This is a genomic window from Paraburkholderia sp. BL17N1 (assembly GCF_003634175.1).
Classification (GTDB): Bacteria; Pseudomonadota; Gammaproteobacteria; order Burkholderiales; family Burkholderiaceae; genus Paraburkholderia.
In genome coordinates this window covers 4,129,133-4,149,661 of record NZ_RBIW01000001.1, presented here as the reverse complement: position 1 = coordinate 4,149,661, position 20,529 = coordinate 4,129,133, and the positions used below count along the sequence as shown (strand labels likewise).

At 61.2% G+C, this 20,529-nt stretch carries 13 protein-coding genes; 6 read left to right on the top strand and 7 right to left on the bottom strand.

The features are described from left to right. Positions 1–136 precede the first annotated feature (136 nt). Positions 137–388: a PAAR domain-containing protein gene (locus B0G82_RS18665; protein WP_121308398.1), complete on the top strand. Its 252-nt coding sequence runs from the start codon at positions 137–139 to the stop codon at positions 386–388. Between the two features lie 965 nt (positions 389–1,353). Here B0G82_RS18665 and B0G82_RS18660 read toward each other — a convergent pair. From B0G82_RS18660 to B0G82_RS18640, 5 genes are all read right to left on the bottom strand, one after another. Beyond that, entirely contained in the window at positions 1,354–2,619 is a 1,266-nt protein-coding gene (locus B0G82_RS18660) for an IS256 family transposase (protein WP_116148735.1), read from the bottom strand. Positions 2,620–2,928: 309 nt separating this feature from the next. Next, entirely contained in the window at positions 2,929–6,249 is a 3,321-nt protein-coding gene (locus B0G82_RS18655; protein WP_121308397.1) for an efflux RND transporter permease subunit, read from the bottom strand. A gap of 3 nt (positions 6,250–6,252) precedes the next feature. Next, positions 6,253–9,387 (bottom strand): MdtB/MuxB family multidrug efflux RND transporter permease subunit, encoded by a 3,135-nt coding sequence (locus tag B0G82_RS18650; protein ID WP_121308396.1) that lies wholly within the window; start codon positions 9,385–9,387, stop codon positions 6,253–6,255. An 18-nt stretch (positions 9,388–9,405) separates the two neighbouring features. Beyond that, a complete protein-coding gene (locus B0G82_RS18645) occupies positions 9,406–10,803 on the bottom strand; it encodes an MdtA/MuxA family multidrug efflux RND transporter periplasmic adaptor subunit (RefSeq protein ID WP_121308395.1) in 1,398 nt (465 codons plus the stop codon). 365 nt (positions 10,804–11,168) lie between these two features. Beyond that, entirely contained in the window at positions 11,169–12,005 is an 837-nt protein-coding gene (locus B0G82_RS18640; protein ID WP_121308394.1) for an IclR family transcriptional regulator, read from the bottom strand. 746 nt (positions 12,006–12,751) lie between these two features. On the opposite strand from B0G82_RS18640, the gene B0G82_RS18635 reads away from it, so the two are divergent. After that, the gene (locus tag B0G82_RS18635) at positions 12,752–13,036 is read left to right on the top strand and encodes a hypothetical protein (protein WP_106284525.1); all 285 of its coding nucleotides are present in this window, start codon (positions 12,752–12,754) and stop codon (positions 13,034–13,036) included. Positions 13,037–13,070: 34 nt separating this feature from the next. Here the strand turns inward: B0G82_RS18635 and B0G82_RS18630 are convergent, their stop codons facing one another. Continuing rightward, entirely contained in the window at positions 13,071–14,279 is a 1,209-nt protein-coding gene (locus tag B0G82_RS18630) for an MFS transporter (protein WP_121308393.1), read from the bottom strand. Positions 14,280–14,851: 572 nt separating this feature from the next. On the opposite strand from B0G82_RS18630, the gene B0G82_RS18625 reads away from it, so the two are divergent. Next, on the top strand, positions 14,852–16,315 hold the full coding sequence (locus B0G82_RS18625) for a mechanosensitive ion channel family protein (RefSeq protein ID WP_121308392.1): 1,464 nt from the start codon (positions 14,852–14,854) through the stop codon (positions 16,313–16,315). A gap of 196 nt (positions 16,316–16,511) precedes the next feature. On the opposite strand, the gene B0G82_RS18620 is transcribed toward B0G82_RS18625, so the two are convergent. After that, a complete protein-coding gene (locus B0G82_RS18620; protein ID WP_121308391.1) occupies positions 16,512–17,435 on the bottom strand; it encodes a LysR family transcriptional regulator in 924 nt (307 codons plus the stop codon). A gap of 174 nt (positions 17,436–17,609) precedes the next feature. Here B0G82_RS18620 and catA point away from each other — a divergent pair, with 174 nt between their 5' ends. The 3 genes from catA (at position 17,610) to benB (ending at position 20,501) form a co-directional block, all read left to right on the top strand. After that, on the top strand, positions 17,610–18,545 hold the full coding sequence (gene catA, locus B0G82_RS18615; RefSeq protein WP_121308390.1) for a catechol 1,2-dioxygenase: 936 nt from the start codon (positions 17,610–17,612) through the stop codon (positions 18,543–18,545). Between the two features lie 112 nt (positions 18,546–18,657). After that, on the top strand, positions 18,658–20,016 hold the full coding sequence (locus B0G82_RS18610) for a Rieske 2Fe-2S domain-containing protein (RefSeq protein ID WP_121308389.1): 1,359 nt from the start codon (positions 18,658–18,660) through the stop codon (positions 20,014–20,016). Continuing rightward, complete coding sequence (gene benB / locus B0G82_RS18605) at positions 20,013–20,501, top strand: benzoate 1,2-dioxygenase small subunit (RefSeq protein WP_121308388.1); 489 nt, start codon at positions 20,013–20,015, stop codon at positions 20,499–20,501. The genes B0G82_RS18610 and benB overlap by 4 nt, the downstream gene beginning before the upstream one ends. The last annotated feature ends 28 nt before the right edge of the window (positions 20,502–20,529 follow it).

The window sequence follows — 20,529 nt, the reverse complement described above, 5'->3', positions numbered from 1 at the left end:
AGGCATTCGTCAAGGTTACTTAGTGCCGCCTTAGAATGATCGGTCTGCCGCGATTGCCGGTGAAGAGGTTCGGGCATGACCGCGTGACACGCCTATCGTTGGTCCGAGATAGAGAACAACTTGAAGGATTGAATTTATGATCGACCTTATCCGACTCAATGACACCACTGACCACGGCGGCGAAGTCGTCACCGCCTCCGACACGATGCGATACGGCGGACGCCGCGTCGCCCGCAAGGGCGATCATGTGACCTGTCCTCAACATCCCGACGTCGAGCCGAATGTCATCATCGAAGGCGATGAAAAGATCACCGACCACGGCGTACCAGTTGCCCGGCAGGGCCACCATGCGACATGCGGTTGCAGCCTTATATCGAGCATCACCTGAACTCACGTGCTCAGGTCGCTTCCACGACATGGGCATTTGCGTGTGGTGAGAAATCGAACCATGAAAGGACGGGGCGATTGTCGGGTGGTCGAAGCCGAAGCAAAAAAAAGCCCGCCAGAAGGCGGGCCAAACAGAGGCGCGTGCAATGAATCCCCGAGGGGAGTCGGATAGACGCTTGCACGCGCCCCCGTTACGCAGCACCGGCCAGGAGTCAAGATATCGGATCAATCCGACTTTGCAGCGAGGTCATAGCGGCCACCACCACGCCCAGACGGTATGACCGGGCTGTCCCGGTTATCGGAGACGGTCGATCCTGTACGGCGCACGCTCTCGCCTGTGCTCCAGTGATGCAGCGAGTTACAGATCCAGATCGACTCACGGCCCGGATCGGGTTCACCACGTGAGCGACGGCGCGCAGACTCGAACGTTTAAGGTACGAGTACGATGCAAGTGCTCCATGTCGATCATTGCTGGCCTTAGAGCGCTTGGAGACCGCTGGTGGCCGGGTTTCTGCGTCGATCTGTCATAAATTGTATTGGGGGTAGGATTGAGGGTAACGAATTGCATTAATCGCTAGAAGCGCCTACCCATAAGGGTTGTACGGCGATAATTGCATTGCCGCCGCAAAGAGAAGTAAGCAAGAGAAAGCGGCTCACACCGCTAGTTCTTAAGCGGGTCCCTCGCGCAGTTGCGGTAGTGGTGCATCTGGAATCAGTGTTTTCGCACACTCCGCGCCAGTGACCAAGGGCTCATCAGCTCCCGCTTCGCACTGCGTGCGTCGCGGACGGGTATGCCTGGGAAACCTAAGGTTTTGATGAGCGCAGCGCGTCAGCAGCGGCAGTAAAAGTGTCGGGGGTACTGGCGATTTGAACGTACGGGAGGCGTTATGAACGGCGCTTCGGCGCGCGCAGCGCCGCCGGAAAAAGAGCCTGTCCGCATTTTTGTGTGCGAGGCGGTTAGCGGAGTTACCCGCGTGCGTTGGTAAAACGCTCTCCAAACAGAATAGCGAACTGGTTCATGGCGGAGGACCAGTCGAATGCCGCCCGTACAGACTTCGCCAGCACGTTGCGCAATGCCAGCCACAATAGCTTGATGGCGGCCTCGTCGTTGGGGAAGTGGCCGCGGGTCTTGATGATCTTGCGTAGTTGCATGTTCAGGCTCTCAATGGCATTCGTGGTGTAGACGACACGGCGTATGTCGGGCGGAAACACGAAGAACGGTGTGACGTTCTCCCACGCCCGTCGCCACGACTGCACGATGGTCGGATACTTCGCGCCCCATGGCCCTTCGGCAAAGGCCTCCAGGGCCTGCTGCGCGGCCTGTTCGTTCGCGGCGGCATAGACCGGACGCAGCGCTGCGGCGACGCCTTTGCGGTCCTTGTAACTGGCGTATTCCAGGCTGTTGCGGATCAGGTGCACGATGCAGGTCTGCACGGCCGTGCGCGGGTACGCCGTGCCGATCGCCTCGGCCAGCCCCTTCAGGCCGTCGACCACCGCGATCAGGATGTCCTGGCAGCCCCGGGTCTTCAGTTCATTGAACACCTTCAGCCAGAACTTCGCACCTTCGGTCTGCTCGATCCACAGGCCGAGCACGTCGCGCTGGCCGTCGGCCTGAATGCCCAGCGCCAGATACACCGCCTTATTGCTCACCACACCGTCACCACGGATCTTCACGCGCAGCGCGTCGAAGAACACCACCGGGTACATCGGCTCAAGTGGACGGCTTTGCCAGGCAAGCGTTTCGGCCATCACCTCATCGGTGACCGAACTGATGAAGTCGGGCGAGACCTCGGTGCCATAGCTTTCGGCCAGAAACGCCTGGATCTCGCGCACGCTCATGCCGCGTGCGTACATGGCAATGATGCGTTCGTCGAAGCCCGTGAAACGGCGCTCGTGTTTGGGAATCAGGATCGGCTCGAAGCTGCCTTCACGGTCGCGCGGCAGATCGACCCGCACCGGGCCACGCTCGGTGATGACTGTCTTGCCGCTGGCGCCGTTGCGTTCATTGGTCTGCTCCGCAGGCTTGGGCTGGCCGGGCCGGTAGCCCAGATGCATGTTCATTTCGGCGCCCATCGCGCGCTCGATGAGCGCCTTGTTGAACGCCAGCATCAGGTCCTGAACCTCGGCGGGCGTCATCGGACCCTTCACCAGTTCATCCAGCAGCGCTTCAGGCAGTTCAGGCAGCGGCCCGCGGGCCGCTGCCTGAGACGCGACGGTGCGTTTCTTTTTCATCGGCATATCCATGACCTTGATCCCTCATGATATGCCCCGCCCACGAAATTACGGATAGGTCCCGGAAAAATGACTGCTGTGTCACTCACGCCGAATGTGCGAGAGCACTGATTCCAGATGCACCACTACCGTGGCTGTGCGGGGGACCCGCTTAAGAACTAGCGGTGTGAGCCGCTTTCTCTTGCTTACTTCTCTTTGCGGCCGGCAAAGAGAAGTAAGTGCCGCCCCGCACAGGGGCAACGCTAATAGACCACAAACAAATCAAGAAAAGGCCAACAACAAAAAAAAAACCGCGCACCACAACAACCATCAACTAGCAGCCGCCCCAGCCCGCCGACCCTTCCGGCCCTCCCACCTGACCCGAATCCGATCCATATAAAGATACACAACCGGCGTCGTATAAAGCGTGAGCATCTGACTAACAATCAACCCACCCACAATAGCAATCCCCAGCGGCGCCCGAAGCTCAGCCCCTTCCCCGCGCCCGAACGCCAGCGGCAAAGCCCCCAACAAAGCAGCAAACGTCGTCATCATGATCGGCCGGAACCGCAGCAAACAGGCCTGGTAAATCGCATCCCGCGAGGACAGTCCATGCCGTGACGCTTCAATAGCAAAGTCCACCATCATGATCGCGTTCTTCTTCACGATCCCGATCAGCAGAATCACCCCGATCAACGCAATGATGCTGAACTCCGTCTTGAACAACAGCAATGCCAGCAACGCGCCCACGCCCGCCGAAGGCAGCGTCGACAGAATCGTCAGCGGATGGATATAGCTCTCATACAGCATCCCCAGCACGATATACACCGCGGCCAGCGCGGCCAGAATCAGAATCGGCTGATCGGACATCGACTGCTGGAACGCCTGCGCGGTCCCCTGGAAACTGCCGTGGATAGTCCCCGGCATGCCGATCTGCGCCATCGTGTCGTAAATCGCCTGCGTTGCCGTCGACAGCGAAACGCCCGGCGGTAAATTGAACGAAATCGTCGAGGCCACGAACTGGCTCTGGTGGTTCACGGAAAGCGGCGTGCTACCCGGCCCGAAGCTCGCGATCGCCGACAGCGGCACCATCGTTTCCTTCGCCGTCGATACCGCCGCGCCCGACGACGCGCTCGACTTGCCGCTCGCCGCAATCGAATTGATCGCCTGATTGCGCGCGGAGTCGGCGGCAATGCTCGCCGCGCTCGAAGCGGTCGTGCCCGCCGTGCCGCCCGTCGTCGCGCTCGTGGACGTGGTTGTCGCGGCGCCGGTCTCCTTCGTCACCGTGCCTGCCGGAGCGTTGGTGGTCTGCGCGCCGCTCGCGCTGCCGCCCGACGTGCTGATGTAAATCTGCTTCAGCATATCCGGACTCTGCCAGTACTTCGGCGCGACTTCCATCACAACGTGATACTGATTCAACGGGTTGTAGATGGTCGACACCTGGCGCTGGCCGAACGCGTCGTACAAGGTGTTGTCGATCTGCGCGGGCTTGATGCCGAGGCGCGCCGCGGTGGCGCGGTCGATCGTCACCATCGCTTCGAGGCCGCCTTGCTGCTGGTCGGAATTCACGTCCGCGAGTTCGGGGCGCGCCTGCAGCGCCTCGGTGAGCTTCGGGCCCCACAGGTACAGGTCGGGCGTCGAATCGGCCAGCAGCGTGAACTGGTACTGCGCGTTCGATTGCCGTCCGCCGACGCGAATGTCCTGCACCGCCTGCAGGAAAGTCCGCGCGCCGGCCACGTCGCCGAGCGGCGCGCGCAGTTGCTGGATCACCTGATCGGCAGAGGCCTTGCGCTCGGACTTCGATTTCAGCGTCACGAACATGAAGCCGGAATTGGTCTGGCGTCCGCCGGTAAAGCCGGCCACGCTTTCCACCGCCGGATTCTTGCCGACGATCTCCATCATCTGCGCGAACTTGCCTTTCATGGACTGGAACGAGGTGGACTGATCGGCCTGAATGCCGCCGATCAACCGGCCCGTGTCCTGCTGCGGAAAGAAACCCTTCGGCACGATGATGTACAGCCACACGTTCAGGCCGATGGTGAGCAGCAGGATCGTCACGATCAGGCGTGGATGCAGCAGCGCCCAGCCCAGCGTGCGCTCATAGCCGCGCTGCATCGACGCGAAGCCGCGTTCCAGCCAGCGGCCGAAACGTCCTTCTTCCTTCTGCTCGTGCGGCTCGCGCAGAAGGCGCGAGCACATCATCGGCGTGAGCGTGAGGGAGACGATCAGCGATACGCCTATCGCGAGCGAGAGCGTAAGCGCGAATTCGCGGAACAGGCGGCCGACAATCCCGCCCATCAGCAGAATCGGCAGGAACACGGCGACTAGCGAAATGCTGATCGACAGCACGGTGAAGCCGACTTCACGTGCGCCGAGGAAAGCCGCTTTCATGCGCGGCACGCCATTCTCGATATGCCGCGAGATGTTCTCCAGCACCACGATCGCGTCGTCGACCACGAAGCCGGTCGCAATGGTCAAGGCCATCAGCGAGAGATTGTCGATCGAGAACCCGAGCATGTACATCGCGCCGAACGTGCCGATGATGGAGATCGGCACGGCCACGCTGGGGATCAGCGTGGCGCGCCAGTTGCGCAGGAACAGGAACACCACCATCACCACCAGCGCGACCGCGACCACCAGCGTGAGCTCGGTGTCTTTCAGCGAGGCGCGGATCGTGGTGGAGCGGTCGGCGGCCGGCGCGATGTCCACGTCCGCAGGTAGCGACGCGTGCAGTTGCGGCAGCATTGCCGTGACACGGTCGATGGTGTCGATGATGTTCGCGCCCGGCTGGCGGTACAGGATCACCAGCACTGAACGCTTGCCGTTGAAGAGGCCTAGGTTGCGCAGATCTTCGACCGAATCGACCACCTCGGCCACGTCGGAGAGCTTCACCGCCGAGCCGTTGCGATAGGCGATGACCAGGTCCCTGTATTGCGACGCCTTGCTGGCCTGGTCGTTGGTATAGATTTGCACGCGGTTCGGGCCGAATTCGATCGAGCCTTTCGGGCTGTTCGCGTTGGCCGCGGCGAGCGCCGCGCGCACGTCTTCGAGACCGATGCCATAGTGCGAGAGCGCATTCGGCTCCAGCTCGACCCGCACGGCCGGGTTGGCCGAGCCGCTCACATCCACTTCGCCGACGCCGTCCACCTGCGACAGCGACTGTTGCAGCACCGTGGCCGCGGAGTCGTACAACTGGCCGGCCGTGAGCGTTTTCGACGTGAGCGCGAGAATCAGGATCGGCGCGTCGGCGGGATTGACCTTGTGGTAAGTCGGGTTGCTACGCAAGCTCGCCGGCAAGTCGGCGCGCGCCGCGTTGATGGCGGCCTGCACGTCGCGCGCGGCGCCGTCGATGTCGCGATTCAGGCCGAACTGCATGGTGATGCGCGTCGAGCCGACCGAACTCGACGAGGTCATTTCGGTGACGTCGGCGATCGAACCGAGATGCCGTTCGAGCGGACTGGCGACACTGGTCGCCACGGTATCCGGACTCGCGCCAGGCAGTGAGGCCTGCACCGAAATGGTCGGGAAATCGACCTGCGGCAGCGGCGCGACCGGCAGCTTGGTGAACGCGAAAATGCCGGCCAGCGCGATGCCGATCGCCAGCAGCGTGGTGGCGACCGGGCGGGAGATAAACGGACGCGACAGATTCATCGCTCAGTTCCCTGCATCGCTGACGGGCGGCGTGGCGCCTTTGGACGGCCCGCCGCGATTGAAGCGCTCACGCGCGCGGCGCCCGAGCGAGTCGAATGCGAGGTAGATCACCGGCGTGGTGAACAGCGTCAGCAACTGGCTGACGATCAGGCCACCGGCAATCGCGATACCGAGCGGACGGCGCAGTTCCGAGCCTGCGCCGGTGCCGAGCATCAGCGGCAGCGCGCCGAGCAGGGCGGCGAGCGTGGTCATCAGAATTGGCCGGAAGCGCAGCAGGCACGCCTGGTAGATCGCTTCGCGCGGCGGTTTGCCTTCCTCGCGCTCGGCGTAGAGCGCGAAGTCGATCATCATGATCGCGTTCTTCTTCACGATACCGATCAGCAGCACGATCCCGATGATGCCGATGATGTCGAGATCATGCCCGGTGATCAGCAGCGCCAGCAGCGCGCCGACGCCGGCCGAAGGCAGCGTCGAGAGAATCGTGATCGGATGGATGAAGCTCTCATACAGCACGCCCAGCACGATATACATCGTGACGATCGCCGCGAGAATCAGGAACAGCTCGTTCGACAGCGACGCCTGGAACGCCAGCGCCGCGCCCTGGTAGCGCGTCTGGAACGACGCGGGCAAGCCGATATCCTTCTCCGCCTGATCGATCGCCTTGACCGCCGCGCCGAGCGACGAACCCGGCGCGAGGTTGAACGACACGGTGGTGGCCGGGAACTGGCTCAGATGCGTGACGAGCAGCGGCGCGGGCTTTTCGATGAAGCGCGCGATCGACGACAGCGGCACCTGCCCGCCCGTGGAGGTGGAAGAGGGCAGATAGATCGACTTCAGCGATTCGGTGTAATGCTGCATCGCCGGTTGCGCTTCCAGAATCACGCGGTACTGATTCGACTGCGTGAAGATGGTGGAGATGATGCGTTGGCCGAACGCGTCGTACAGCGCGCTGTCCACGGTGGCCGGCGTGATGCCGTAACGCGACGCGGTCGCGCGGTCGATTTCGATGTAGACCGACTGGCCGTTGTCCTGCAAGTCGGTGGCGACGTCGGCGAGTTCGGGCGATTGCTTCAGCCGTTCGACCAGCTTGGGAACCCATGTAGTGAATTCGCCGATGTTCGCATCGGTCAGCATGAACTGGTACTGCGTCGGGCTGACGGTCGAGTCGATCGTCAGATCCTGCACCGGCTGCATGTAGAGCGACGCGCCGGGAATGTGCGCGACGTCGCGTTGCAACTGGCGGATCACTTCGCTTGCGGTGTTGCTGCGGTCGTCGCGCGGCTTCAGGTTGATCAGCATGCGGCCGCTGTTCAGCGTGATATTGCTGCCGTCCACGCCGATGAACGAGGTCAGGCTTTCCACATCCGGATTCTTGAGGATCTGCGCGGCAAGTTCCTGCTGACGCTCGGCCATCGACGCATACGACACCGACTGCGGCGCCTGCGTGATCGCCTGGATCACGCCGGTGTCCTGCACAGGAAAGAAGCCCTTCGGAATGAACACGTACAGCACGCCGGTCAGCACCAGCGTGAGCACCGCAACGACCAGCGTGGAGCGTTGCCGGTTCAGCACCCACGTGAGCGCGACCGCGTAACGCGCGATCACCCAGTCGATCGCGCGGTGCGCCTTGGCTTCGAAACGATGGCTCTCGTGCGGCGGCGAGTGACGCAGGAGTTTGGCGCACATCATCGGCACGAGCGTGAGCGACACGACCGCCGAAATCACGATCGTCACGGCGAGCGTAATGGCGAATTCGTGGAACAGCCGGCCGACCACGTCGCCCATGAAGAGCAGCGGAATCAGCACGGCGATCAGCGAGACCGTCAGCGAAATGATCGTGAAGCCGATCTGTTTCGAGCCCTTCATCGCGGCTTCGAGCGGGGCTTCGCCTTCTTCCACGTAACGCGCGATGTTCTCGATCATCACGATCGCGTCGTCCACCACGAAGCCGGTCGCGATGGTCAGCGCCATCAACGATAAGTTGTCGAGCGAGAAGCCGCACAGGTACATCACGGCGAGCGTGCCGATCAGCGAGAGCGGCACCGAGAGGCTCGGAATGATGGTCGCGTAGACGTTGGCGAGGAACAGATACATGACCAGCACGACCAGCACGACCGACATGGCCAGTTCGAACTGCACGTCGCGCACGGACGCGCGGATCGTGGTGGTGCGGTCGGTGACGACTTCCACGTCGAGCGCGGCGGGCAGTGCCTGTTGCAACTGCGGCAGCAGCTTCTTGATACTGTCCACCACCTGGATCACGTTCGCGCCCGGCTGGCGCTGCACGTTCAGAATGATCGCGGGCGTGCCGTCGACCCACGCGCCGAGCTTGGTGTTCTCCGCACCCTGCACGATGTTGGCGACGTCGGTCAGCATCACCGCGCGGCCGTTCTTGTACGCGATCACGGCGCTCTTGTAGGCGTCGGCGTCGGTCAACTGGTCGTTCGCGTTGATCGTGTAGTTGCGCGTGGGACCGTCGAAGTTACCCTTCGGCGTGTTGACGTTCAAATTCGAAATCGTGGTGCGGAGGTCGTCCAGGTTCAGACCGTACGCAGCGAGCGCGCGCGGGTTCGCCTGAATCCGCACGGCCGGGCGCTGGCCGCCCGACAGGCTCACCAGACCCACGCCCGCCACCTGCGAGATTTTCTGCGCGAGCCGCGTGTCGGCCAGATCCTGCACCTGCGTGAGCGGCAGCGTCTTCGAGGTGATCGCGAGCGTGATGATCGGCGCGTCGGCCGGATTGACCTTGGCGTAGATCGGCGGCGCGGGCAGGTCCGACGGCAGCAGATTGCCGGCCGCGTTAATGGCGGCCTGAACTTCCTGCTCGGCGATATCGAGCGGCAGGTCGAGGCTGAACTGCAGCGTGATGATCGACGAGCCGGCCGAGCTTTGCGACGACATCTGATTGAGCGACGGCATCTGCCCGAACTGACGCTCGAGCGGCGCGGTGACCGACGATGTCATCACGTCCGGGCTCGCGCCCGGATAGAAGGTCTGCACCTGGATGGTCGGATAGTCGACCTGGGGCAGCGCCGAGAGCGGCAAGAAGCGCAGCGCGACGAGACCGACCAGCATGATCGCCGCCATCAGCAGCGCGGTGCCGACGGGACGCAGGATAAAGGCGCGAGATGGATTCATGCGGTAAGTGCCGTGCCTTTATTGCGAGGCTTGCGCCGCGTGCTTGCCATGATGCGCGTGGGCGCCGGATGCGCCCGACGCAGCGGCCGCGCCACGGGCGCCCGAGGCACCTGAGGCACCACGAGGCTTGTCGGCCGGAATCGTAATTTTCGCGCCTTCCTTCAGACGGTCCGAACCGTCGATCACGACGCGCTCGCCGACGGCCAGGCCGGACTTGATGCTGGTGCGCTCGCCATCCACGGGGCCGAGCTTGACCGGGCGCACCGTCACGGTGTTATCGGCCTTCACGACGTACACGAACGGGCCCATCGAACCATTGAGCACGGCCGGCGTCGGCACGATCACCGCGTCCTTGATCGTATCGACCAGCAGGCGCGCATTTACGAACTGATTCGGGAACAGCAGGTTCTTGCTGTTCTGGAAGATCGCGCGCAGCTTGACCGTGCCGGTGGTGGTGTCGATCTGGTTGTCCAGCGTTTCGAGCATGCCGCCTTCGAGCGAGGTGGTGTTGCTGCGGTCATACGCGGTGACCGAGAGCTTCGCGCCCGACTGGGTCTGCTGGATGATCTGCTGAAGGTTGTCTTCAGAGGTCGTGAAGATCACGCTGATCGGCTGTAACTGCGTAATCACGACGATGCCGTTGGTCAGGCTCGGCGTGACGTAATTGCCCGGATCGACCTGACGCAGACCGACCCGTCCCGACACCGGAGCGGTGATGCGCGCGTAGACGAGGTCGAGCTTGTAGGTGTCAACATTGGCTTTGTCGGACTTCACCGTGCCTTCGTATTGACGCACCAGCGAGGCCTGCGTATCCACCTGCTGGCTGGCGATGGAGTCTTGCGAGAGCAGCGTCTGATAACGCTTCAGGTCGAGGCGGGCGGTTTGCAGCAGGGCCTCGTCGCGGGCGAGCGTGCCTTGCGCGTTGTCGAGCGAGATCTGGTAGGGGCGGGGGTCGATCTGGGCCAGCACGTCGCCCTTCCTGACCATCTGGCCTTCCTTGAAATACACGTCCTGCAACACGCCGCTCAATTGCGGCAGCACGGTGACGTTGGCCAGCGGCGTGACCGTGCCGAGTGCGGTCAGCACCACCGGCATTTCGCCCTGCGTCGCGGCCGCCACGTGAACGGGCTGCGGCATATTGCCCATCGCTGCACCGCGTCCAGCGCGGCCGGCGCGGGCGCCGCTCGCATCGCCCGTGCTCGCTGCGCCGCCGGGACTGCCCCACGGGTGCCAGCGCCACAGCACCACCCCGAGGATGACCAGTGCGGCGATGATCAGCGCGATATTGCGGCCGCGGTGCCGCTTCACCATGCCTGGCGGCGGGTTCGGTGTGCCGGTGGGGCCGCTGCGGGAGGACGGTTGGGAAGCCGGAGGAACAGGGCGTGTGGTTTCCGAATGCTGTTGTTGTTCGTCCATCGGTTCGGTCAGGTGACTGGCTTGGATGTGAGCCGCGTGCGCGCTCGCGCCGTTTCGACAGTTCGGCGGAGCGGCACGCGAATGGCATGACAGGCGGTTTCGACAACGGGTGCACCGCGCTCGTTCCGCGCGATCCTACCCGAGGCGCGGGACAGCGATGTTAGCGCAATGCGGCATCGAAACAGGCGGCCGGAACGTTATCGAAGGAGAAAACCGCAAGCCGGGCGCGCGTCCCGCGACAGGAAGGCATGATCCTACGTCGCGGGCTCTGTAACAGTCCACCCGCGTATTTTTCTGTTGATTACGAAGGTTACAGGATTGCCTGCAAAAGCCTCCGCCGCTCGCCGGCGAGCCCTGCGGCCGCTTCAGGTATCCAGGCGGCGCCCCGGCGTGCCGCCGATCTCCAGCACGATTCTCGCGACGCACTCGAGCAGCGCCGGGGCGGCACGCGAGATCAACCAGTCGCGTGGGCATTGATCGGCTGAACCGCCGCAATTGACCGCATAGCGCTCGCCCGATGGTCCTGTGAAACCGAGTGCGATCGCGTTGAGTCCGTCGTGCCATTCGCCCGTTGCAATCGCGAAGCCGCGCTCGATGGTTTCCTGCAATGCGCTGTCGAGCCGGCTGCTGAGGTGGCCCCAGTCGTCGCCTTCAGCCGCCTGCAAGCCGATCAGCAATTTTTCCCGCTCCGGTGCTTCGAGCGCGGCCAGATAGGCGCGGCCGACGGCGGTGCGGCTCAGATTCATGCGCGAGCCAATCTCAAGGCGTGACACCAGCACTGCCGAACGCGGCCGGATCGCGTCGATCACCACCATGTCGAGGCGGTCGCGCACGGCCAGATGAACGGACAACGCCGTGCGTTCGGCCAGCTCGATCAGGAACGGCCGCGCGCGAGCGCGGATATCGAAGTTGCGCAGGAAGCCGTTGCTCAGCTCGAGCACCGACGAGGTCAGCACGAAACGCTCGCTGTCGGGCAGCCGGAACAGAAAGCCCGCGCTGACCAGCGTCGCGGTGATGCGCGACACGGTGGGCTTGGGAATGCCGGTCAACTCGGTCAGTTCGCGGTTGCTGAGCGGCGCGTCCGCGGCGGCGACCGAGCGCAGCACGGTCAGGCCGCGCGCGAGGGCGGTGACTTCGTCGCCGGAGCCGTCTTTGTCTCTGGTCGGGTCCGCGGCAGCTTGGGAGCGCGTGGGTCGGTTCATATGTTTTTTTGGAACTTTATTTCAATTTCTTTCTTCGCGGCCCAAGCTGGAGCCCTCTCTCAAAGCGCCGGCGGCGGCCCCAACATGGGGCATCGAAGTGATTTTTCATCGGAAGATTCATTGTATCGGAATATTTTTCCGCCACGAACGAACCGTCTTTAGATTTTGCTTGACTTAGTCAGCATAACCATAAAAAATGGAATCTCATTTCGAAAGACGGTTTCAGGTTCCGCGTTTTGAAGTTCTGAACCTGCCGTGGCCCGCACAGTGTCTGTGCCGAGTGTCTTCTCATAGTCCACCGTAACGATCTACGGCGCTCTGTACAGGCGCCGCATCGCAGGCCCAACTTTCGAATACCGTCTCTCAGGTTCTAGCACGGCCCTCGGAATGGCTAGAACTTTTTAAGGCGTCACGGCAACGTGACGCCTTTTTTTTTGTGCGTATGAGCGCACAAAAAAGTTTGCTTCCGGAATCTCTTCCAATTCTCTACCACGCATCCTTCCAGTGGGCGCTGGTGACTTCAACTACACAGCGCCGCCGCCGGTCTAGGTCCGTGAGCGTGTTCATGTCTCGCGCGACTCCCTGAGCGTGTCGTAATCAACCTCGAAAACCGGCGAGATTTCCCGATTACCGCCTGTTACAGAATTGACAATCCGGCTGCACCTGCTACGGATTGGCCCCCCTACAATCCGCCTCGTTCGTCGTTGTCTGGCATCCGCCAGAACCGGGCAGGACTGGAGAACTTCATGAAGCGCGCTACCCTTTTTCTCGCGGTGGGAATTCCCGCTGCCTGTGCGTCCAGCGCGGCTTTCGCTCACGCGGACATCGGCGTTTATCTGGGCGTTCCTGGTCCCATGTATGTCGCGCCACCCCCGGTCGTGTACGAGGCGCCGCCGCCAGTGGTCTACGCGCCGGCCCCGGTCTATGGCTACGGATATCGCTATGAAGGCGACTACGGCGACGAGCGCCGGTGGCATGACCACGGCCGGCACCGTGGATGGGAACACCATCGCCATGAAGACGACGACTGATTTGTCACTCGCGGCTCGTCAAGTAGCCGCCAGGTCATGTCCTGCTGTCGCGTGTCAATGGCCGGGTCGCCAGCGCGAACAGCGTTGCGATACAGAAACCCGCCCCGGCATAGAACGTCGTACTCGCTCCGAAGCGGTCCCAGAGTTGACCGGCAACGACACTGGCGACAAGCATCGCCAGCCCGCTCATCAGGTTGAAGAAGCCGAATGCAGTGCCCTTCAGCTCGGGCGGTGCCGATTGCGCGACCATGGTCGCCAGCAGACCTTGAGTCAACCCCATATGCAGCCCCCAGAGGGCTACCCCGATTATCACAACTGGCCATGAGTTGCCATGAGCCAGCACGATGTCAGATGCGACGAGCACCAGAATGCCGGCGGCCAACAGCCCGGTGTGACTCATCGAGTCAGCCAGTTTTCCGAATGGGTACGCCGACAGCGAGTACACGACATTCATTGCCACCATGACGAGAGGCACGAGGGCTATCGGGATACCACCCTGCATCGCACGCAACACCAGGAAGGCTTCGCTGAAGCGTGCGAGCGTGAAGACTGCACCGACGCCGACGACCCACCAATAAGGCCCGCTCAGTTTCTTCAGGCTGTCGAGCTCAATCGGGTTGACGCGCTTTGCTCCCGGCTGCCGTGCAGGTTCCCTGATACCGAAAACGAGTAACGCAACGGCGACAAGTCCCGGCCCGACTGCGACCCAAAATACCCGACGGAAGTTGTCCGCCCACAGCAGCATCAGGGCGACCGCGAGCAACGGTCCAACAAAGGCGCCGATTGTGTCGAGCGATTGCCGCAGGCCATAGGCCGCGCCACGCAGATGGGCGGGAGTGATGTCAGCCACGAGCGCGTCGCGCGGTGCACCCCGAATGCCTTTTCCTACCCGGTCGACCACACGTGCCGTCAATACGATGCCTGCGGTGGGCGCCAGTGCAAACAGTGGCTTGCTCAACGCCCCCATGCCGTATCCGATGACCGCGAGCCACTTCCGGTTACCAAGGTAGTCGCTCAGCGCGCCCGAAAACACCTTGACGATGGGCGAAGCCGCCTCCGCCGCGCCTTCAATCAGGCCGACCATCGTGGCGCTCGCACCGAGACTTGTCACGAGGAACATCGGCAGAAGGCTATGGATGATTTCGGACGAGATGTCCATGAACAGGCTCACGAAGCCCAGCATCCAGATGCCGCGGGGGATCTCGCTGAGCGTACTGGCACGCTGGGGGGAATCTGTCTGCACGTGTCCTCGGATTAGTAGTGGACTGTGTCAATCCCAGTATTGTCACACCGCCGAGCAACGGTGATAAACGCAATCAGCCCGAGAGACACACGGCGCAGTCAGGGCGGGAGTTCTCGGACTCTGACCCACCCGCTGTGTCATGATGGCAAGTGTGACAATGCAAACGCGTGGTCACTTGCCCCATGCAAAGGGGAGGTCAAAGTGCCGGTTGACAGTGGATTCGCCGACGACCCGGAGCACGCCCCGGAATTACTGAGAGCACTCGCCGAATATCTGGAGCGGTCGCTCGATAAATCCACAAGCGTAGCAATGATGCGACACACGGCCAGTGCGGATTTTCCAGGCGCCCCTGCGGGTCCGACCGAAAGCCCTGAAACAGATTGGCACGATTGCAACTTCGCTCGCAAACGACAAGCTCGAATGGACCGTTTCGGGTGCGAATCAACTGCATATCGGCGGCAGGGTTTTTTCCGTAGATTAGCCGCAGATCATCACTAGCAAGTTGAACCTGCAGCGGTTGTGAGTCGTAGACGATGAGATATCCTCCCAAGGTCGCCTGCTGAGGAACGTCTGTGAAATATCCACTGATTCTGGGATTCGGTATCGTCGCTCTCGACATCATCGTGTGGCGTTTCCGACTCCCCGCGCATGAATTCGCTCGGCTCCTGATACGGCTTACGCTTTTTTCGGTGTTGAGCTGGGTACTTTTCGCGTCCGGCCTGAGCCCATTCACCCAGGCGCCCTACGCGGACGCCGTCGAATTGCACTGGGTCGGGCAGGTGCTTGAAATAATCTGGTGGCTGATGGCAGCGCGTCTGCTTACGCTTTCGCTCGATACGCTGCTACTACCAAGCGCCTGGCGACGGCAGCGGCTATTCTCGGACGTGTTCGGCGCGGTGGTATTCCTCGCCGCGGTCGTGGCCGCTCTTGGGTTTGTCCTCGAACTGCCGGTGCGCGGACTCGTTGCTACGTCGGGTGCCCTCGCCATTGTGCTTGGCCTCGCAATCCAGAGCACACTCAGCGACGTCTTTGCGGGAATCGTACTCAATACCACGGAGCCGTATTCTGTCGGCGACTGGGTGGAGATTGACGATGTCGAAGGCAAGGTCGTCGAGATGAACTGGCGCGCCACGCATCTGCTGACCGGTCAGGGCAACACTCTTATTGTTCCCAATGCCGTCGCCGCAAAGGCAAAAATATCCAACAACAGCAGGCCGACGAATGTTCACGGCCTCTCGCTGGTCCTGGAGATTGAGCCGGAGGCACGGCCGAAGACCGTGCTCGACGCCTTAAGCCGCGCCCTGACCGGGTGCAACGCCATCCTTGACGTTCCCGCTCCCTCCGCTCGCATGAAACGCACCACATTGAACTCGGTGCAATACGAGGTGGTTGGCTTTGTCGACGATATGTCCAAAAAACTATCTGCATCCAACGAGCTTTTCGATCTCTGTTATCGGCATCTCGCGGCATCAGGTGTGGCACTGCGTGCACTAGGGATGCCCGCGCCAACCGCAACCGCGCATGACGCCAAGGAAGCACTTCTAAAACGAGTGAATCTATTCGAAAGCCTGACAAGCGATGAAGTCACACGGCTTGCAGCGCGACTTTCCAGGCACGAATACCAGGCTAATCAACAGGTTCTGGCGTCTGAAACGGTCCCGGATAGTCTGTCAATTGTCCACTCCGGCGTACTTGCCGTTACCTATACTGAGTCGTCTGGCGCCCGTGAAATTGCCCGTATCGGACCGGATGAAACATTTGGCGAAACGGGGCTGCTCGCCGGACTTCCCATGCACGTTTCCATTGCGACAATTACCCCTTGCCTGCTATATCAGGTAAGCAAGGAGGATATGACTTCGTTCCTGAAGGAGCATCCGCAAGTGGCGAAGCAGATGTGTGAACTGCTGGCCTATCGTCAGAATGCAATCAGCAAGCTGATGACGCCGATTCCTGCAGAGCAGGAGACAGACCATTCGGTTTTCCAGTGGCTTTTCGACAAGGTTCGGCAACTGCACTCTCTGCGCAACGATTCGTGAGTCCCTTCGTCGCACACGGAAAATAGGTATCCACTTCAGGAAGCTGCGCTACAGGCACAGTCGACCAACCGCCGCAGGCATTTCGTCGCAACGCGCGCATATTGGAGTAAAGGGGTTGCTGAAGTATCGCGTGCCCAATAAACGGCCTGTCCAACACCGTCGACGTCCGGCGCCAAACCCCGGGGCACGGCGAACATCACCGCCCCGAATCGTTACGGGGTGCAAAGCTTATCTTCTCCTCCTCGTACAGCCGATAGATGAGTTCAAGCATTTCCCGAATGTCGCGCGACTCGTCGAGCGCACGCATGCTCATGATGATTGGCGATACCAGAGTAGGGTCGTCCAGTTCCTTGTAGCTCACATCGTCTCGCTTCAGGCCGTACACGCTACTCGGAACGACAGAAATGCCTTCCCCCGCTGCTACGAGGCCTAGCGCAATCTGCAACTCCCGCACTTCGTAGATCCGGCGCGGCTTGAGACCGCGGTCTTCGAATGCCGACAGCACCTGGTCTGCATAACTAGGGCGCGGCGCCTTAGGGAAAATAATCAGCGTTTCGTTGACCAGGTCGCTGAGACCAAGGACGGGTTTCGCTAGTGAGAGTGGATGGCCCTCCGGGAATGCAACGATCATCTTCTCCTCGCGAAGAATCACCCGGCGGATGTTGGCGTCCTCGTGCCGAATACGACCGAACCCGACATCGATCTGACCGTCTTTTAGCGCTCGGATCTGGTCCATTGTCGACATCTCGTGAAGGCTGAGTTCGACGGTAGTGTTTTCGTCGCGAAAGCGCCGGATGATTTTGGGCAGCATTCCATACAACGTCGAGCCCACGAAACCGACAGAGAGGCTGCGCTCGATGTTACCCACGCGCCGCGTCATGGATTCGAGTTCGGACGTCTGGGCCAGTAACTGCACGGCGTGAGCATAGAAGAACTTACCCGTCTCGGTGAGCTTCAACGGACGCGAATCACGCTGGAATAGCTGCACCTCGAGCAGCTCTTCGAGCTGCTGGATCTGCCGGCTCAAAGGCGGTTGCGCCATGTTGAGCCGCTGTGCCGCGCGCGTGAAATTGCGTTCCTCGGCTACGGCGACGAAATAGCGAAGATGCCGCAGTTCCATGTCAATACCTCACAGATATAGACCGATACCAAATCAGTGTTGGACGGCGCCTTCCCGGGTCAATTATTCTGCATTCACACTCTGTTTCAGCACTCATTATACCTCTCAGGCATATTCTGGAGGGCGCTAAACCGAGGGTTTACCCGATCAGAAAATAGAGATTCAGGAGAAGACATGAGCGTCAAAGTGTTCGATACGAAGGAGGTGCAAGACCTGCTGAAGGCCGCTACCAACGTGGGTAGCCAGGACGGCGGTGCTCGCGCAAAGCAGATAGTCAATCGACTGCTCGGCGACCTGTTCAAGGCCATCGACGACCTCGACATGACGCCCGACGAAATCTGGGCCGGCGTCCACTACTTCAACAAGCTCGGCCAGGACGGCGAAGCCGCGCTGCTGGCTGCCGGCCTCGGTCTGGAGAAATACCTCGACATCCGCATGGACGCGGAGGATAAGGCGGCTGAAATTACCGGCGGCACGCCGCGTACCATCGAAGGTCCGCTGTATGTGGCCGGCGCGCCGGTGCGCGATGGCGTGGCGAAAATCGACATCGATCCGGACGATGACGCCGGCCCACTGGTTATCCGCGGCACGGTAACCGGCCCGGATGGCGAGCCCGTAGCGGGCGCGTTGGTCGAATGCTGGCACGCGAACTCGAAAGGCTTCTATTCGCACTTCGACCCGACCGGCGCGCAGAGCGACTTCAATCTGCGCGGCGCGGTCGGCACCGGCTCCGACGGCAAGTACGAGTTCCGTACGCTCATGCCGGTCGGCTATGGCTGTCCGCCGCATGGCGCGACCCAGCAACTGCTGGACGTGCTCGGCCGCCATGGCAACCGCCCCGCGCATGTGCATTTCTTCGTCACCTCCGACAACTCCCGCAAGCTGACGACGCAAATCAACATCGAGGGTGATCCGTTGATCTGGGACGACTTCGCTTACGCCACTCGCGAAGATCTGATTCCCCACGTGGTTGAAAAGACCGGCGGCACTGCGCTGGGAATGAAGACCGATGCGTATAAGGAAATCCAGTTCGACATCGAGTTGACTCCGCTGATTCAGGGCAAGGATAACCAGCTCGTGCATCGTCTGCGGGCGTCTGCTAGCGCCTGAGCGCTGAACGCGGCCGCTGCGTCGTACCACTGCTGCCGCTCAATCCTTCGCAAGAATCTTTCGACACTGATGCGCGTGCTCCATGAGTTGGAGCACGCGTAGGAGAGCACTCATGTCCGCAACTTTCGACAAAGCCTCGCAACTCGATGAACTGCTGCACACCGCGGTTCAGGACGACAAACAAAACGGCGTATTCCGTTGCCGCCGCGACATCTTCACGAACGCTGAATTGTTCGAGCTCGAAATGAAGCACATTTTCGAGAGCAACTGGGTCTATCTCGCGCATGAAAGCCAGATTCCCAATAACAACGACTACTACACCGCCTGGATTGGCCGTCAGCCTGTTGTGGTAAACCGCGACAAAAGCGGCGAATTGCACGCGGTCATCAATGCCTGCGCGCACAAGGGTGCGATGCTGTGCCGTAAAAAGCACGGCAACAAAGGCACTTTCACGTGTCCTTTCCACGGCTGGAGCTTCGCCAACACCGGCAAGCTGCTGAAAGTGAAAGACGTAAAGACCACCGAATATCCGGTGCAATTCAACACCAACGGTTCGCATGATCTGAAAAAAGTCGCACGTTTCCAGAGCTATCGCGGCTTCCTGTTCGGCACGCTCAACGCGGACGCGATTCCGCTCGAGGATTACCTCGGCGAGACACGGGTCATCATCGATCAGATCGTCGACCAGGCTTCGGACGGGCTGGAAGTGTTGCGCGGCAATTCCTCGTATATCTACGACGGCAACTGGAAGATGCAGATGGAGAACGGCTGCGACGGCTACCACGTCAGCACTGTGCACTGGAATTACGCCGCCACGATGGACCGGCGCAAGGTCGAGGGCACCAAGGCCGTGGATGCAAACAGCTGGAGCAAGTCGGTAGCGGGCGTGTACGGGTTCGAGCATGGCCACATCCTGCTGTGGACCAGGACGATGAACCCGGAAGTGCGGCCCGTCTATCAATACCGCGACGAAATCAAGGCACGCGTGGGCGAGGTGAAGGCGGACTTCATCGTCAACCAGACGCGCAATCTTTGTCTGTATCCGAACGTGTTCCTGATGGACCAGTTCAGCACGCAGATTCGCGTCGTACGTCCGATCAGCGTGGACAAGACCGAAGTCAGCATCTTCTGTTTCGCACCGAAGGGCGAGAGCGCATCCGACCGGGCTACCCGCATTCGCCAATACGAAGACTTCTTCAACGTCTCGGGCATGGGCACCGCGGATGACCTCGAAGAATTCCGTGCCTGCCAGGCGGGTTATGCCGGCACCGCTGCAATGTGGAACGACCTGTCGCGCGGTGCGCCGCTGTGGGTCGAAGGGGCCGACACAAATGCAAAAAATATGGGTCTGAAACCACGCATTTCAGGCGAGCGAAGCGAAGACGAAGGCCTGTTTGTGTGTCAGCACGAGTACTGGGTCCATGTGATGCGCGACGCACTCAGGAAGGAACGAGGGGAGGCTTTGGCATGAGCTTCGATCACCAGAAAATTTGCGCCGCGCTGTTCCGCGAAGCGCGCCTGCTCGACGACCGTCAATGGGATGACTGGCTTGCCTGCTATACCGAGGACGTTACCTACTGGATGCCCGCGTGGGACGACGATGACCAACTCACCGACGACCACGAGAGTCAGATTTCGCTGATGTATTACCCGGACCGTGGCGGCCTGGAAGACCGCGTGTTCCGCATCAAGACCGAGCGCAGCAGTGCCTCGATGCCAGAACCGCGAACCAGTCACAACGTCACCAATGTGGAAGTGCTGGCCGAGCGCGAGAACGAAGTGGACGTGCGCTACAACTTCAACACGCTCAGCCACCGTTATAAAGCCACCGACCAGTTTTTCGGCACGATGTTCGTCACTCTGCGCAAGGTCAACAATGAACTGTTGATCTGCTACAAGCGCATCGTATTGAAGGACGACTACATCCGCCAGGTACTCGACGTCTATCACGTTTGAGCGCAAACACCGCGGAACAGAGAAGTAC